Origin of the sequence: Sporomusa sp. (assembly GCF_035561255.1) — a bacterium.
Lineage (GTDB): Bacteria > Bacillota > Negativicutes > Sporomusales > Sporomusaceae > Sporomusa.
Map to the genome: position 1 here is coordinate 1 of NZ_DATMXX010000194.1, position 16,315 is coordinate 16,315.

At 48.0% G+C, this 16,315-nt stretch carries 12 protein-coding genes and 1 riboswitch; all 12 genes read left to right on the forward strand.

What is annotated here, in order from left to right; genetic code table 11:
• The first annotated feature begins 35 nt into the window (after nucleotides 1–35).
• The 12 genes from VN379_RS10860 (at nucleotide 36) to VN379_RS10915 (ending at nucleotide 16,251) form a co-directional block, all read left to right on the forward strand.
• On the forward strand, nucleotides 36–1,985 hold the full coding sequence (locus VN379_RS10860) for a sigma-54 interaction domain-containing protein (RefSeq protein WP_325533686.1): 1,950 nt from the start codon (nucleotides 36–38) through the stop codon (nucleotides 1,983–1,985).
• 250 nt (nucleotides 1,986–2,235) lie between these two features.
• On the forward strand, nucleotides 2,236–3,459 hold the full coding sequence (locus VN379_RS10865; protein ID WP_325533688.1) for a CoA transferase: 1,224 nt from the start codon (nucleotides 2,236–2,238) through the stop codon (nucleotides 3,457–3,459).
• A gap of 133 nt (nucleotides 3,460–3,592) precedes the next feature.
• Complete coding sequence (locus tag VN379_RS10870; protein WP_325533690.1) at nucleotides 3,593–4,849, forward strand: MFS transporter; 1,257 nt, start codon at nucleotides 3,593–3,595, stop codon at nucleotides 4,847–4,849.
• Nucleotides 4,850–4,877: 28 nt separating this feature from the next.
• Nucleotides 4,878–5,942: a CoA transferase gene (locus VN379_RS10875; protein ID WP_325533692.1), complete on the forward strand. Its 1,065-nt coding sequence runs from the start codon at nucleotides 4,878–4,880 to the stop codon at nucleotides 5,940–5,942.
• Nucleotides 5,943–5,961: 19 nt separating this feature from the next.
• A complete protein-coding gene (locus VN379_RS10880; protein ID WP_325533694.1) occupies nucleotides 5,962–7,113 on the forward strand; it encodes an acyl-CoA dehydrogenase in 1,152 nt (383 codons plus the stop codon).
• 28 nt (nucleotides 7,114–7,141) lie between these two features.
• Nucleotides 7,142–7,912 (forward strand): electron transfer flavoprotein, encoded by a 771-nt coding sequence (locus VN379_RS10885; protein WP_325533696.1) that lies wholly within the window; start codon nucleotides 7,142–7,144, stop codon nucleotides 7,910–7,912.
• A 15-nt stretch (nucleotides 7,913–7,927) separates the two neighbouring features.
• Nucleotides 7,928–8,827, forward strand: coding sequence for an electron transfer flavoprotein subunit alpha/FixB family protein (locus tag VN379_RS10890; protein WP_325533698.1), 900 nt, complete (start codon nucleotides 7,928–7,930; stop codon nucleotides 8,825–8,827).
• Nucleotides 8,828–8,914: 87 nt separating this feature from the next.
• Nucleotides 8,915–10,210 carry an FAD-dependent oxidoreductase gene (locus VN379_RS10895; RefSeq protein WP_325533700.1) on the forward strand — a complete coding sequence of 432 codons (1,296 nt, stop codon included), beginning with the start codon at nucleotides 8,915–8,917 and terminating at the stop codon, nucleotides 10,208–10,210.
• On the forward strand, nucleotides 10,207–10,494 hold the full coding sequence (locus VN379_RS10900) for a ferredoxin family protein (RefSeq protein WP_325533701.1): 288 nt from the start codon (nucleotides 10,207–10,209) through the stop codon (nucleotides 10,492–10,494). The genes VN379_RS10895 and VN379_RS10900 overlap by 4 nt, the downstream gene beginning before the upstream one ends.
• A complete protein-coding gene (locus VN379_RS10905; protein WP_325533702.1) occupies nucleotides 10,485–11,996 on the forward strand; it encodes a class I adenylate-forming enzyme family protein in 1,512 nt (503 codons plus the stop codon). Before VN379_RS10900 ends, VN379_RS10905 begins: the two co-directional genes overlap by 10 nt.
• Nucleotides 11,997–12,053: 57 nt before the next feature.
• A complete protein-coding gene (locus VN379_RS10910; protein WP_325533703.1) occupies nucleotides 12,054–13,457 on the forward strand; it encodes an S-layer homology domain-containing protein in 1,404 nt (467 codons plus the stop codon).
• Between the two features lie 463 nt (nucleotides 13,458–13,920).
• Nucleotides 13,921–14,006: riboswitch (cyclic di-GMP riboswitch) on the forward strand.
• Nucleotides 14,007–14,277: 271 nt separating this feature from the next.
• On the forward strand, nucleotides 14,278–16,251 hold the full coding sequence (locus VN379_RS10915) for a methyl-accepting chemotaxis protein (RefSeq protein WP_325533704.1): 1,974 nt from the start codon (nucleotides 14,278–14,280) through the stop codon (nucleotides 16,249–16,251).
• Nucleotides 16,252–16,315: the final 64 nt, after the last annotated feature.

The following is a 16,315-nucleotide window of genomic DNA, read 5'->3' on the forward strand; positions in this document are numbered from 1 at the left end:
CAATTATGATTTAAATGAAGGCTGGTGAAATCTCTATGACTAATTTAGAACTGAAGAAACTTAAAGAATCCTTTTTTAGTACAGGCTATATTGAGGCTGCAGTCAGGCCGGAAATTGCCCAATCCTGGCAAAGATGCAGACAAAAAAGCTTGAACTACCAACTTCCTTTCCACGATTGCAGTTTAAGAGAGGTTCCAGTGACTAAGGATATGGCTTTTTTACGGGATTATATTTTGCACGGCGTAGTCAACAGTTTGTATGAGTATTTGAAAACATATCAGGCAGCCTTATTTTATGCTTATGATGACGGCGTTATCTTCTCTCAGCGAGGCAGCGAAGAGATGCTCCGGCAGTTGAACGCGATGAATATCGGTATCGGGACATGTATTAAAGAGGAATGCCTGGGGACAACCGCGGCTTCCCTTACGCTTAAACCTAATCAGGAGGCTTGTGTCGTAGGCGACGAACATTATTTGGATATTTTTGCACCATTTGCGAGTTACTGCTTTTACTCCGAAGATTTTAACGGACGCAGCTATACCTTGGTTTTTCTGCCTCGAGAAAGTTTAACCAAACATTTTATCGCGTATTTTAGATTGTTTCATAGTGCCCGTAAAGCCACTCTTGGCGTCTATCGCAAGAATCTGGAACTGACAATGAAAAACGAGTTGTTCGAACAGCTTATGCATAATAAGCATGAGGCATTTCTCTTTCTGGATTCGTTTGGGAAAGTCATCTATTTTAATCAAATCTTCGCCACTTGGTTTAAAGTAAGCCTGGATGAGTCGAAAAATATTAATTGCTTAGAAATAATTCCGGAGTTGGACCGGGCCTTAACCTGCCTGGAAACAGGCCACAGGATTATGTTTGAGGAAATATTTCTGCGAAAAGCTCCTGAGCAAAAGCAGTTTCTGCGCATGGATGTCACGCCGATTACGCAGGATGATTTAATAACCGGACTTAGTATTAAGTTGTCCGACAGTGGAAATGTCCGGCAGACTGTCAATAAGATTGCTAATTCCCAGGCGTATTATACGTTTGAGAATATCATCGGCGAGTCAAGCGCCATTAGGCAGGTCAAAGAGCGAGCTGTAAATATAGCCAAGAGTCGTAGTTCTGTGATTATCACCGGGGAAAGCGGTACCGGGAAAGAGTTGTTTGCGCAAGCCATACACAACAAAAGCATCCGCAGAGACAACCCTTTTGTGGCGCTTAACTGCGCGGCTATCCCGTCAGAACTGATCGCGAGCGAACTATTCGGCCATGTTGAGGGCGCTTTTACCGGCGCCCGCAAAGGAGGCTCGATGGGCAAGTTTGAATATGCTCATCAAGGAACCCTGTTCCTTGATGAGATTGGCGAATTGCCGATGTATGCCCAGACCATGCTGCTGAGGGTGCTGGAGGAGCGAACGGTTACCAGAATTGGCAGCAATATCACCACACCTGTTGATGTGCGCCTGATATGTGCTACCAATAGAGATCTGCGCAAGATGGTCAATGAAGGAGCGTTTCGCTTAGATTTGTATTACCGGATCAATGTTATTCACCTTCATCTGCCGCCGTTAAGAGACCGGGTTACCGATATTCCCCTGATGCTGGATTATTTCATTGACTACTTTAATGAAGTGTTGGATAAAAACGTGCAACAGGTTTCACCAAAGGCGCTATCCTATTTAGTGAGATGTGCCTGGCCGGGAAATTTGCGGGAATTCAGAAATGCCGTGGAATGCGCCGTAAATAATGTGGAAGGAACCACTTTAAAACTGGAAGATCTCCCCGGAGACATTTTTGATCAGCTTGATAGTGACGAAGTTGGTAAAGCAAAACAGTTCACAAACAGCGAAACGGATTTTTGGAAGGAAGAACGGAAAAAAATTCTGAGTACACTTATCAAATATAATGGCAATAAGTCGCAAGTCGCAGAAGAATTAAACGTTTCCCGCAGCACTTTATATAAAAAGATCAGAGAGTATAAGCTGGACTAGCCGCTGACAGCGGGTAAATATACGGACGTTAGCAATCAAGGGTCGCAAAGAACGTGAGTTCTTTGCGGCTTTTCTTTTTGAAATTCAGATAAAAGATGTAGTGCTTTCACCAACAAATCCAGACACTCGTTAAACAACTTTGGACAGTGGGGAGAAAAAAGCCGCGGGAAATCTGGGTTCAACGATTGGCATAAAAGTTGCGTATATAGAGTGCGAAAGAAAAATTTATTAAGAGGGAAGTGGAGCCAGTATGAAGAGATCAGATGTTCCTCAATTCGGTCCGCTGTCAGGAGTAAAGGTGCTCAGCGCGGGGTTGAGTGTTGCCGGGCCGTACGCAGCAGCCATGATGGCCGATTTCGGGGCGGACGTTATCTATGTCGAAAGCCCTGTAGTGAAAGATCAGTTCCGGACAACAGACACATTGTCGTTTGTCAACAGGGAACGCCGCAACCAACGGGCTATTGTGCTTGACATGGTCAATCCTGAAGGCAAAGAAATCTTCAAGAAACTGATCAAGGAGTCAGACATTTTCATTGAAAATTCAAAAGCCGGTACCTGGGACAAACGCGGTCTCAGTGATGAAGTCTTGCTGGAGATTAACCCTAAACTGGTCATTTGCCATGTTACCGGTTATGGTTTGACCGGTGATCCCGATTATTTAAAACGCGGGTCTTATGATGCGATCGGGCAGGCCTTCAGCGGCTTTATGCATGTCAATGGCGAGCCTGAGCCCGGACTGCCGGCACCGGCGCCAGCCTTTATGGGGGATTACATTGCCGCAATGGTGGCGTCCTGGACATGCCTGGCGGCATATATCAACGCACAGAAGACCGGCAAGGGTGAAAGTATCGATTGCGCGCAATTCGAAGCGTTGCTGATGATTCAGGCCGGGTTCCCCACTGACTGGCTGAGCTATGGCATCGAAAGAAAGCGCGCCGGATCAAAAAATCCGACTTTTGCTGCGTGTGAACCTTTTAAGTGCCAAGATGGCTATATTTATGTTTTCTTTCTCAGCACCAATACGATGAAAGGTGGCCTGCCGCTGCTGGGACTGGAGTTTGGCTCAGCGGAGTTCCCGTCAGATAAATATGCTGTATGGCGGAACACACCGGCAGGGGATAAAGTAGTTGAGAAAATGGCTGAGTTTTGTGCCGCCCGGACAGTGGCACAAGCAGAAAGAGAGCTCAATGATGCGGGGGTTGTTTCGAGCGCTATTATCACCTACGAGATGATGAAAACACACCCTCACTTTGTGGCCCGCGGCGTTATCACTGAGTGGGACGGGATTGAGGGCAAGAAGGTCAAAGGCCCGGCGATCGCGCCGCGACTAAAGAATAACCCCGGCAAAGTATGGCGGGCAGCCCCCCATTATGGCGAGGATAATGAGGATGTTCTCAGCGACCTGGGCTATACACCGGAGCAGATTAAAGAATTATATGCCAGGAAGATCCTTAAGCAGGATTTGACCTGCTAGCTTTTGCAGCACGGCAGGCTACTGCCGGTGGAAATTTCCTATCACTTTTAGAAAACTGGTCTTGCTGGGCGAGGAACAGTTTTCTAAGAGTGGGTTGGGCCATGGTCTTATTGATTTTGAGGGGGAAGTAGGAATGAGTACAAATCTCAGTATGCGCACAAATCAGAATACTGGCGGTTTTCATTATGCTTATATGATTGTCGCTGCTTGTTGTGCAATATCCATTGCACCGGTAACCTTTACCTTTAGTTGTGCAGGCATCTTTTTCAACCCGGTCAGCCAGGCCCTGGGGGTCGGCAAAGGAGCGTTCGCTATTTACCTGTCGGTTGCAATGGTGGCGGCGACGCTTACGTTACTTGTTGCCGGGAAAATTTTCGCCAAATACGCGGCCCCTAAAATTTTAGCGGTTAACGTTATTATTGTTGCTGCCGCATTTGCGGCAATGTCAACCTTTACTTCGGTCTATCAGTTTTATGTGGCTGGCGCTTTTCTCGGTGTTGCCATGGCATTTCTGCTCTATCTGATGGTGCCAACCATGATCAACCGCTGGTTCAAAACGCGGGTTGGCTTTTTCATGGGCTTGTGTTCGGCCTTCACCGGCATTGGCGGTGTACTGTTCAATCCATTCGGCGGCTATATGATCGCAAATTACGGCTGGCGGGCCGGTTATCTGAGCTTCGCGGTGCTTACGCTGGTGATCGCGCTCCCTTTTGCGCTGCTTATGAGAAGCCACCCCGGCGACAAGGGGCTAAAACCCTATGGGGATACGGGCGAAGTTGCGCAAGGCGGAGCTCCTGCCCAGGTTACAGGTGTTGCTTATGGGACGGCACTTACAAGCGGTGCATTTTATTTAAGCCTTATATTTTCTTTCCTGGTGGCCTTCAATACCAATATCAACTTCTATCTGCCTTCGTATGCGTCCTCGCTGGGGATGTCGATCACACTGGGCGCAACCGTTGCTTCAGCCAGTATGTTTGGCAACATGATCGGCAAGGTTTTGCTTGGCGCTATCAATGACAAGAGTGTTTTTGGCGGACTGAGCGTCGCCATGGGCGCCGGGTTTGTTGGCCTGGGGCTGATGGTTTTCCTGGCGCAGGTGGGTACCTGGGTCGTGCTGGCTGGCGGCTTCCTGTATGGTATCTCCTATGCCGGTGTTTCGGTGCAGACCCCGCTGACAATGAAAAAAATCTTCGGCAACCGGGATTACAGCCAGATTTACGCTAATATCGCCATGGAGGCTTCGTTGAGTTCGGCTATCGGTTCATCGGCCTGGGGCTTTTTTCTTGATGCAACTAAGTCCTATACTATGTCTTTCGGCGCGGCTATGGGGATTGCAGCCATAGCCTTTGTGGCTGGTTCTATTGCGCTGCAATTAGGCAAAAAAACTTGAACATACAGCTTAGAGTGGGGGAGTCGAATTGCTTTCAGGAATAAAAATTATCGATTTTACCCGCTATTTCCCGGGGCCGGTGGCTACATTGCGTCTGGCCGACCGCGGCGCAGAAGTGATCAAGATCGAAGAACCCACAGGGGACCCGGCCAGATTTATGGATACCATACATGGCGAAGAAGGGTGTGTCTTCCGGTCACAAAGCCGGGGCAAACAGAGCAAGGCGTATGACCTAAAGGACGAAAAACAGCGCCGGCACGTTTTAGAACTGGTCAGAGAGGCCGATGTGGTTATCGAAAGTTTTCGTCCCGGCGTTCCCGCAAGGCTGGGTATTGACTTTGCAAGCCTGTCAGAAATAAATCCTGCATTGGTATACTGTTCTTTATCCGGCTATGGACAAAACACCTCGTTTTCCCGCCTGGCCGGCCATGATTTAAATTACATGGCGCTTAGCGGTGTTCTGGCCCAACTGACCGATGACACCGGAAAACCGATCAAGCCCAATATTGCTTTGGCTGATCTGATTGGGGGTGTTGTGGCCAGTGAAGCTATTTTGGCCGGGCTGGTGTACAGGGAGCGAACAGGAAAGGGCACCTATCTTGATGTTGCTTTAACCGATAGTGTGCTTTCGCTAATGGGACTGCATGTCAGCCATCACTCGGCAACCGGGGAAGAACATGGAATTAATGAACATGGTATTGCCTATAACATCTATGCGACCAAGGACAACCGTTATGTAACTTTAGGAGCCATTGAGGAGAAATTCTGGGTTAATTTCTGTAAGGCAGTTAACCGGGAGGATCTGATACCGGGGCATCGGACAAAACCGGAGACCGGCAATCCCTTTTATGCACAATTAGTGAATGTATTCAAAAGCCGGACTTTCCAGGAATGGTCGGAGTTTTCCACAAAAGTAGATTGCTGCATGGCGCCTGTTTTAGAAACAAGTGAGCTGTCCGCCCATTCTTATGTAAAAGAGAGAGGTTTCATCGAGCATAAGTGGGGGCTTAACTATGTTGGCAGCCACTATACGCCGGGAAAGTCCTTTTTATCTTGTACTGCACCCTATCCTAAATTAGGTGAAAATAACTAGTAAATTTGGAGGTATGAACATGGATTTTAATAAGACTGATGAACAAGAGTTGTTGTTAGACAGCCTGCGCGAGATGGTAGCCAGAGAAGTGACTGAAGACAATATCAAAAATTGGTATGAACAAGGCACAATTGATCCGAAGTTTTCCCGGGCTTTTCTGGACGCCGGCTTCGGACTTATGGGTATCCCCGAAGAGTATGGCGGCACACCGGCGGATATCACCACGATTTTTATGGTTGCTGAAGAACTGACCCGGCTTACTGCCGCTTCGTTCCCCTTCCTGTCCAACGTGCTCAACTTATTTGATATCGTGGAATTCGGTACGCCGGAGCAAATCAGACTGACGGTCGATACTTACAAAAATACAGGTGAGGCCTCTTTTTTGCTGGCGATTTCCGAACCTCAGTCCGGCTCGGACAACAGCGCCATGACGACAACGGCTGTACGCAGGAACGGCAAGGTCTATCTCAACGGCACGAAAACCTTTGTAACCCACGGTGGCACGGCACCCTATTCCCTGATTGTGGCGAAAGACGAATCTCCGGAGATCACAAATAAGAATATGTCAATGTGGCTGATCCCGTCTGATTCCCCCGGGATTAAATTCGCCCCGCTCCATAAAATCGGTCAGAAACCGATCAAGTTTTCGGAGATGTATCTGGACAATGTGGAAACAGACGAAAGCGCCCTTGTCGGCATACAGGGCAAGGGGTTTCTTCAACTGATGAAAAATTTTGAGGTGGAACGGATTTTGATCTGCGTCTTTTCGTTAGGGCTGGCCCAGGCAGCTATGGACGATGCAGCAGCCTATGCCAGCCAGCGAGCCCAATTCGGTCAACCGATCGGCAAGTTCCAAATGATCCAGGAGCTATTAAGCGATATGGAAATCAGAATCAAAAATATGCGGAACATGATTTATGAAACAGCCTGGAAACATGATAATGGCATATCAATCAGACTGGATTCGGCATTATGCAAGCGCTATGTCTGCAAGACGGCGACACAGGTTTGCTCAGATGCGATGCAAATCCTCGGCGGTATCGGCTATACCACAGAAACCAGGGTATCCAGAGCATGGCAGGATGCGCGGGGGTGGGAATTCGCCGGTGGTACCGAGCAGATTATGGTACACATCGCCGGGCGTGAGCTCCTCAAAAAATACGTGAAATAATGGCTAATAATCTTTTCGGGGTGAAATTATGAACATTATAACTTGCTTCAAAGTTGTGCCAGAAGAACAGGATATTATGATAAAGCCTAATGGTGATCTAGCTTTTGAGAGAGCTAAGCTGACAATCAGCAATTACGATCTGAACGGTGTTGAGGCTGGTGCTCAGCTTAAGGAAGCCCATGGGGGAACCGTGGTGGCATTGAGTGTGGGTGCTGCCAGTATTAATGACACCAAGCTGAAAAAGAATGTTTTATCGCGCGGTGCGGACAGCTTGTATCTGGTGGCAGATGAAAGCTTTGCCGGCATGGATACTCATCAAACAGCCTGCGTTTTAAAGGCGGCCATTGAAAAAGTTGGCGAGTATGACCTTGTTCTCTGTGGCGAGGGGTCTGCTGATCTTTACGCTCAGCAGGTTGGCATCCAGGTCGGTCAGTTGCTTAACCTGCCGACAATCAATAGTGTCACGAAAATTACCGTGGAGAACGGCAAAATGATTGTCCAGCGGGCATTGGAAAACGAAGTGGAAACCCTGGAAGTTAGCTTGCCGGCAGTACTATCTGTTACTTCGGACATTAATCTGCCCAGAATCCCCAGTCTCAAGCAAATCCTGGATGCAGGCAAAAAAACTTCGGTAGTTTGGCAGGCCGGCGATATTACTACTGCCAGGCCGGCGCATACCATTGAGGTTCTGGAAACCAAGGCACCAAAACAGGTGAAGCGGAAACAGGAGATCATCGAGGGCGATTCGGATGAGGCAATCGCAAAGTTTATTCAAAAAATCTCTGAGGAATTGAAATAAAGGTGGGCGCTAGAGATGAAAATATTCGTATTTGCTGAAAGAGATAATGCTCTTGCTGAATTATGCAGCGGCGCGCGTAAGCTGGGAGAGCGGGTTGAGGCCATTGTGATCGGGACAGAGGATAAACCCGGAATAACGGTAGATAAGATATGGCTTATTCCGCCGCAGAACGGGGTTATGGTGGAGGATTATACCGATACTATTGCCGCGCTTTTGCAAAAAGAGACCCCTGATCTGTTGCTGGTTGAGTCTACCAAACGGTGCAAAGTAATTGCCGGACGTGTAGCAGCGATTATAGGCGCAAGCGTTATAACCGATGTCATGGAGTTTACTCCAGGCATGGAAGCCAGCCGGCTGGTATATGGCGGCGTCGCAGTACGGAAAGAGAAAGCTGCCGCAGCCACCGCGATTGCTATGGTAGGGTCCGGTGTATTGGAAAGCTGTTCAGGGGCAGCAAGCCAAGGCATAGTCGAAACCATTGCATTTGTTGAACCCGGCGTCAGAATAAAAACGATCAGTAAAGAACAAAAGCCTAAGGTTTGCGTTGATTTGCCCAGCGCTAAGCGGGTTGTCGGCGTTGGCCGGGGTATTGTTAAAGAAGAAGATTTGGCAATGATTCGACAGCTCGCAGACGCGATCGGGGGTGAAGTGGGCTGCACCCGCCCTATTGCCGAAGCCGAGCGGTGGATGCCCAAGGAGACTTATGTTGGCGTATCAGGCTTAATGCTGGCTCCGGAAGTCTATATAGCGCTGGGTATTTCCGGTCAGGTGCAGCATACGGTTGGCGTAAACCGGTCGAAAGTGGTTATTGCGATTAACAAAGATAAAAATGCTCCAATCTTTAAACAAGCCGATTATGGTATCGTCGGTGATCTCTATAAGGTCGTTCCTGCAATGATCAATAAGCTGAAATAGCCTTAACTATAAGGCGTAAGGACAAAGCGAAAAAACTGAGAAACAGTTTTTCGCTTTAGCCTTAAAAGTAATCCGAAAGAGGGCTGAATGATGTCTGATGACCGATTTGACGTAATAATTGTTGGCGGCGGAATTGCAGGTACTGTTGCCGGCTACCTGTTGGCCAGGGAAGGCCTGGCGGTGATGCTGGTGGAGCGGGGCAATTACGCCGGCAGTAAGAATATGACCGGGGGCCGCATTTATAGTTATGGCCTGGGAAGAATTTTCCCGAACTTCGTCCAGGAAGCCCCGCTGGAGAGGAAGATTACCCGGGAGAAGATCAGCCTTATGACGGCAGAAAGCAATGTAACCCTGGATTTTTACTCAGAAATGTTAGGGCTGCCTGGCAGTGATTCGTATTCTGTGCTGCGGGGCGTCTTTGACCAGTGGCTGGCGGAAAAGGCGGAAGAAGCCGGCGTACAGCTGGTAGCCGGGATCCGTATCGATGATTTACTTGTCCGGGAAGGAAAGGTGTGCGGTGTTATCGCCGGCAATGATGAGCTGGAAGCTGATATTACAATTTTAGCTGATGGCGTCAATTCTCTTCTTGCCCAGAAGATTGGCTTCTGTGAGGAGCTGAAACCACACCAGGTTTCGGTTGGGGTAAAGGAGGTCATTGGCTTGCCTGCAAGGGTGATTGAGGACCGGTTTGGTTGTCGTGAGAAGGAAGGGACAGCCTGGCTGTTCGCGGGAACTCCCTCCGGGGGAAGATCCGGTGGCGGTTTTCTCTATACGAATAAAGAGAGCATTTCTTTAGGAATCGTCTGCACGCTCAGTGATTTGGTGAATGGCACCAAGTCAGTACCGCAGCTGCTGGAGGATTTTAAGCAGCATCCGGTGCTTGAGCCGCTGCTCACAGGCGGGGAGCTCATCGAGTACTCCGGTCATATGGTTCCCGAAGGGGGGCTGGCTATGGTGCCCAGGATAGTCGGTGACGGCATACTGGTGGTCGGCGACGCGGCCGGCTTTTGCCTCAATCTCGGGTATGCCGTACGGGGGATGGACTTTGCCGTAGTCTCAGCCGAGTGTGCGGCTAAAGCGGTGCTGGCAGCTAAGCAAGCGCAGGATTACAGTGAGGCTTCGCTAACGTGTTACCAATCTTTTCTTGACAACAGCTGTGTCATGAAGGATTTGAAGCATTATAAGAACTTTCCGCACTTTCTTGAGACAACACCGCGCATTTTCAATAGATATCCCCAGCTGGCGGCCGATATGCTGACAGACCTGTTTGTCGTCAACGGCCAGCCGGCAGAGCCGATTATGAAAAAAATGCTGAGACATGTGAAAAAAGTCGGCCTGACCAATCTTGCTATTGACGGCTGGAAAGGAGCGCGGTCGGTGTGAACCCTGTAAATGTAGATCAGAAACTTAGCCTGAATAAATTTTATGTTGATGAAGGATATGCTCACATTGTTTTGAAGCAAGGCAAGCTTGATTTGCTGGAATTTAAAAAGCTAGTGCTGGCTTGCCCTGCCGGCCTATATCAAATTGACGAAAAAGGCGATGTTCATTTTGATTACGCAGGCTGCGTCGAATGTGGAACATGCCGGGTGCTGTGCGGTAAAACGATACTGGAAAAATGGGAGTATCCCCAGGGGACTATGGGGGTCGAGTTCAGATGGGGCTAAGTTGCCGCAGTTTTCAGCGGCTTCCCGATTACTGGGCGGAAAATACTCCGGAGCGTGAGGCCATTTTTGACGGATGCCGGCGGATGTCATACCACGAACTAACAGAAGAAAGCCGGCAGCTTGCAGCGGCTTTGACCAAAGCGCACATTGCCAAAGGGGATAAGGTTTTTGTGGTATTGCCTAATTGGCATGAGTTTATCACCTTATTTTTTGCCATTGCCAAAGTGGGAGCCATCCTCGTGCCCTGTAATAGTATTTTGACGGAAAACGAAAAGCGGGAACGGTTGGCAAGTAGTCAGGCTAAAGCAGTTTTTGTCGCCGGTAAGGCTGATTTGGCCTGGTTGCATACCGACAAATATTCTTGTGCAGTTTTTACCGTCCGCTTTAGCGAGAAAGGCTATTTGTCTTTGGCCGATTTAATTAAGCTTGGCAAGGATTGCTGCAACGGGGAGGTTAAGATTGATCCCTGTGAAGATGTGTTTGCGATTATGTTCACGTCAGGAACTACGGGACACCCAAAAGGGGTGGAACTGACTTTCAACAATTTGTTGCAGGCGGCGGTCAATATCGGTGATCGCCTGAACTGTGCGGCAGAGGATGCTTTTCTGGTGCCAGTGCCTTGCTCCCACCTGTTTGGCATTGTGACGGGAATACTTATCCCCCTTTTTTTTGGCGGAAAAATTGTCCTGATGACCAAGCACGACTCACGGGAAGCCCTGAGTCTGATTGAACAGGAAAAAATCACCGTCCTTTATGGTGTGCCAACGATGTTCGTCCGGGAACTGCAGGAATACCGGCAGTATAAAAAGGATATAAGCTCTTTGCGAACAGGAATTGTTGCCGGAGCTATCTGCTCAGAAGAGTTGGTAAAGCAATTATACACAGAATTTCACTGTAATATCATGGTTGCCTACGGCTCAACAGAAACGGTGTCGGTTTCTATGACAAGCTCTGACGATGATATTACATTACGCAGCAATACAGTGGGTAAGGCGTTTGCCGGTATTAAAGTTAAGGTTGTTGATGATCAGGGCCAGCCGGTCAAGGCGGGAGAAGTCGGTGAACTGGTTGTTACAGGCTATGGCGTTATGAAGGGCTACTATAATATGCCGGATAAAACCAAGGAGGCATTCGATGCGGCGGGCTGGCTTTTAACCGGGGACCTGGCAACCATTGATGCGGCTGGCTATATTAAGATTGTGGGACGGAAGAAAGAGATGATTATTCGCGGCGGCTATAATATTTATCCGGCTGAGGTTGAAGAGATATACCGCCATAATCCGGAGGTTATCGACGTGTGTGTTCAGGGAATCTCACACGACACCCTGGGAGAGCAGACCTGTGCCTGGATTCAATTGCTGGACAACAGTGCCGAAACGGCCGCAACACTGCGCGAATATGCCAAAGATAAAATCGCCAAATATAAGGTTCCCGACAAAGTCATTCTGGTGGACGAACTGCCCCGGCTGGATAATGGCAAGATTAATAAAAAGGCGTTGTAGGAATAACAGGTGAGTTTGAGTACCGCTATCAGCGCATATTCATGTGGAGGAATGATGATGAGAAAATTATTGATTTGGATGTTTGCAGTACTATTGATGTTTGCTTTTACGGCAACCGGTTTTGCAGCTGCGTTTGTCGATATGCCGGCAGATCACTGGGCCTACGATGCGGTGATCAAATTGGCCAAGGCTAATTTGATCGAGGGGTATAGCGACGGCACTTTCCGGGGCGATAAAGCCATGAGCCGTTATGAGGTCTCGTTTCTGGTCGCACGGGCCATCGAAAAATACGAGGTGGCTGATGCCGGGCAAAAGAAGCTCATTGATAAGCTGTCGATTGAGTTTGCCACCGAGTTGAATAAAATGGGGATACGTATGGCTAAAGTTGAAACAAAGACCAATAGCTGGGTGAGTGGTGGCGACATGCGCTTCCGGTATCATGTTAATGCTCCCAAGACTCCCGGATCATCAAAACTAGGATCTGCTGACAACTTTGATTGGCGGGGGCGGATCAGATTCTCCGGACAACTCAATGATAACTGGACAGCAACTGCCCGCATTGCCTCGCCGTGGAGCAACCGGTTCGGCAATTCGGATGGGAATGTCGGCTCAGTAGCCAATATCGATGTCTTTAATATGAAGGGCGCCAATATACTGGGTTTTGACTCGGTCAAGATTGGCCGGGACTCGTTTGCTGCAGGCCATAACATGATCTCGAAATCGGCTTCAGTAGACGGTATCTGGCTTAACGATACACTTGCAGGCGGCGTTTTTATGGGCTTTGTCGGCAACACCAAGCAGGCTACTGGCGGCAAGGCGAACACCCTTTCACTGGGGCAGTTTACCTGGAAGCCACAGAAAGATCTGAGGTTTGGTGTCGGCTATTACTGGGCGGACATCCCGGGAACCAGCAAAACCGACGGGACAGGGGACCTGATGGCCGACAACGGTGCGCAGTTCGACAGCTCCCGGGGCTATGACCTGTTCTTTGCTTATGATATGTCTAAAATGACGCTGCTGGGCGAGTATATCGGCAGCACGCTGCAAAACCCTGTAAATATGCCGGGCAGCCCGAAAGGCTGGTCGGTACAACTGAGCAACGGCTCAGGACCAAGTTCTAAAGCCTTCTTCGGCAATACGCCTATGACTAATCCCAAGAAAATCGGCGATACTGCCTGGTTAGTCGGTTACCGCCGGGTTCAAAGCGGTACCACTCCCGTAAGCCTCGGCGGCTTTGATCAAATGGCGGTAGCATCTCCTTCCCAGGCCTATAATGTATTCACACACGGCACCGACAATGTGAAGGGGTGGACCTTCTCGCTTGAGACTGTACCGGACAAAAACATTACTCTCAATTTAACTGTTCAAAAGCTGAGTATCGTAAATAGGGGGTTGACCCAGAAGTTAACCAGTGATGATTTGGATACTACCACTGTCTTTACCGCCAACTATTGGTTCTAAGGTTATCAAGTAAACAGGGACTGGCTGATCTATTCAGCCGGTCCCTGTTTATTTGGGCTATGCAACCTATCTATGCTTAAAGGTATTTACATCGCTGAGCAGCTGCTGCAATCAGTTTCAGGCGTACGTCCGGATAGGCCTTGTAATATCATGAGCAACAAGATACATGGCTAAAAACCATTTTGTAAGGTCAACACGGGTTTTCTCTATAATCGTACCCACAGTCACCGTAGCCTGATGACCAGCCAATTATCTTTCATCGATTGCGATGAAGGCTTACGAAACGAACAAGTTTACTTAGATTTTGTATTATAAGGAGCTTATTGAGTTGTCATTATTTTGAGTTTTATTACTTTTTTCGACTTATTTTGATAATTCTGTAGACTAATAGCGGTAAAAGCACTATAATCTACTTAACGATTAATTGTATAGACAAGTTTATGATTTAAAAATGGTTAAAACAGTAAATATAAGGCATACTTGTCGAAAGGCAAGGACGCAAAGCCATGGGTCTAAAGGCTGTACGCCTATGATTGCCAGGTTGCAAATTCGGTTCTAAATCGATAATGACAGGCCTGCATAGACAGGTCTGTCATTTTAATTTATTTCAGTGCCGCCCTGTAAGGGGCGATTCCCGAGCAGCAACAAATGCGAAGAACCAGTTGCTGCAGATATCATTTAGGCACAGAAAGATAGATTTTGCATGAATCAGGAGTTAAACACGAAAGGAGGCAGGGAGTATTACCAATGATATATGTCGATGAGCAGAAAGCGCATATATGCTAAAGACCACTGACCACACCGAATGGAGATGTTGAATATGAAAAGTATCAAAGCAAAACTTTCAGCTATAGTTATCACTTTATTTGTTATCGCCCTTGGCGTGCTGGCGGGGCTTAACTTCTGGCAATCACAAAAAATGCTAGTACAGGATGTCGAGAATGAAATTGCGCTTACGGCCCAGACAAATGGTGAAGCAGTCGGCATGTGGCTTGAGGGCCATAAGAAAGAACTGGAGGCAATCTCCCGGTCCCCCGTTATGATTAACGGCAGTCGTGAAAGCCGGGTGTCTTACATTATCGCGGAAATTAACAATAATAAGCTGTATGAAAATATTTTTTGGACTGATGCGAACGGTGACTACATTGACACCCGGGGTATAACCGGCAACTCAAAAAGTCGACCCTATTTCGCCAGTGCGATTGCGGGGAATACTTTTATTACAGATCCGATTATATCGCCGACAAGCGGCAAGCTGGTCGTGGTCATTGCTACCCCGATTAAAGCCGATGGCCGCATTGTCGGAATTTTAGCAGGAGCCATCAATATTGAAGAAGTGGAAAAACGTATTCTCGGTATAAAGGTGGCGCAAACTGGCTATGCCTATGTTCTGCGGACAGATGGTACGATTATTGTTCATCCGAATAAAGAAATAATGAATAAAGTTAATGTTAACAATGATCCAAATGCAACCCCCCCATTAAAGGCTGCCGTTGAAAAGATGCTAAAAGGCGAAAAGGGGATTGCCGGTTATGACTATGCGGGGATAGAAAAATACTTGGCTTACGCGCCAATTACGGGAACCTCCTGGTCAATTGGTGTGACTGTTCCAACTACTGAGGCCAGGGCGCAACTGAGAACCTTTGCCTGGATTTCATTGATTACTATTGTCACAGTACTTATTTTAGCTATTCTTGTTATCCTGGTTGCATCTGCGCGTATTGCCAGACCGCTGCAAATATTAGAAGGAGTAGCTAACCGTATTGCCGGCGGCGATCTTAGCATAACGAATATTAATGTAAATTCCCAGGATGAATTGGGACGCTTAGCAAGGGCTTTCGAAATCATGGTAGATAACCTGCGTAATCTTGTGCGTAAAATTGACACTTCGTCAGAACTGGTAGCAGCCTCGGCTGAGGAATTAACCGCCAGCGCGCACCAGTCTTCGCAGGCAGCGAATCAGGTAGCTGGTTCCATTGCCGATGTTTCTAAGAGGACGGAAGAACAACTGAATGTAGCAAACAATACTTCCGCAGTCGTACAACAGATGTCAGATAATATTCAGCAAATCGCCGTTAATGTGAATCTAGTGTCGGAGCAATCAGCCCAGGCTATGGAAAAGGCTGACGAAGGTAATAAATCGGTTGATAAAGCAGTTAGCCAAATGGCGCATATTGAACAGACTGTGAATAAATCAGCTGGCGTTGTAGCTAATTTAGGTGAACGGTCTAAAGAAATAGGGCAAATTATTGATACTATCTCCGGTATTGCCGGGCAAACCAACCTGCTGGCACTTAATGCCGCTATTGAAGCTGCGCGGGCCGGTGAACAGGGACGGGGGTTTGCCGTAGTGGCAGAAGAAGTCCGTAAATTAGCCGAGCAGTCTCAAGAAGCAGCTAAGAAAATCGCTGAATTGATTAGCGAAATTCAGGGTGATACCAATAAAGCCGTAATCGCCATGGATGAAGGAACACGTGAAGTAAAGCTGGGTGCAGAAGTAGTTAACGCCTCCGGCCAGGCTTTTCTGGAAATTACTGCCCTTGTTACCCAGGTATCAGGACAAATAGGGGAAATCTCTTCAGCCATAAAGCAAATGGCTAACGGCAGCCGGCAAATTGTCGATTCGGTAAATCAAATAGATGACTTGAGTAAAAAAACATCTGGAGAAGCTCAGACAGTGGCTGCAGCGACCGAAGAACAATCGGCATCAATGGAGGAAATTGCATCATCAAGTCAGGTATTGGCTAAACTAGCGACGGACCTCAGAGAAGCTGTTAATAAGTTTGTTGTGTGACAGACTATTCCGGCCTAACGCCCCTTCGCCGCCCTCTTCCACAATTATATGTAAAAGCATATAT

Coding starts and splice junctions, on each gene's coding strand:
- VN379_RS10860 (WP_325533686.1), top strand. CDS start 36: ATGACTAATTTAGAACTGAAGAAACTTAAAGAATCCTTTTTTAGTACA.
- VN379_RS10865 (WP_325533688.1), top strand. CDS start 2,236: ATGAAGAGATCAGATGTTCCTCAATTCGGTCCGCTGTCAGGAGTAAAG.
- VN379_RS10870 (WP_325533690.1), top strand. CDS start 3,593: ATGAGTACAAATCTCAGTATGCGCACAAATCAGAATACTGGCGGTTTT.
- VN379_RS10880 (WP_325533694.1), top strand. CDS start 5,962: ATGGATTTTAATAAGACTGATGAACAAGAGTTGTTGTTAGACAGCCTG.
- VN379_RS10885 (WP_325533696.1), top strand. CDS start 7,142: ATGAACATTATAACTTGCTTCAAAGTTGTGCCAGAAGAACAGGATATT.
- VN379_RS10890 (WP_325533698.1), top strand. CDS start 7,928: ATGAAAATATTCGTATTTGCTGAAAGAGATAATGCTCTTGCTGAATTA.
- VN379_RS10895 (WP_325533700.1), top strand. CDS start 8,915: ATGATGTCTGATGACCGATTTGACGTAATAATTGTTGGCGGCGGAATT.
- VN379_RS10905 (WP_325533702.1), top strand. CDS start 10,485: ATGGGGCTAAGTTGCCGCAGTTTTCAGCGGCTTCCCGATTACTGGGCG.
- VN379_RS10910 (WP_325533703.1), top strand. CDS start 12,054: ATGAGAAAATTATTGATTTGGATGTTTGCAGTACTATTGATGTTTGCT.
- VN379_RS10915 (WP_325533704.1), top strand. CDS start 14,278: ATGAAAAGTATCAAAGCAAAACTTTCAGCTATAGTTATCACTTTATTT.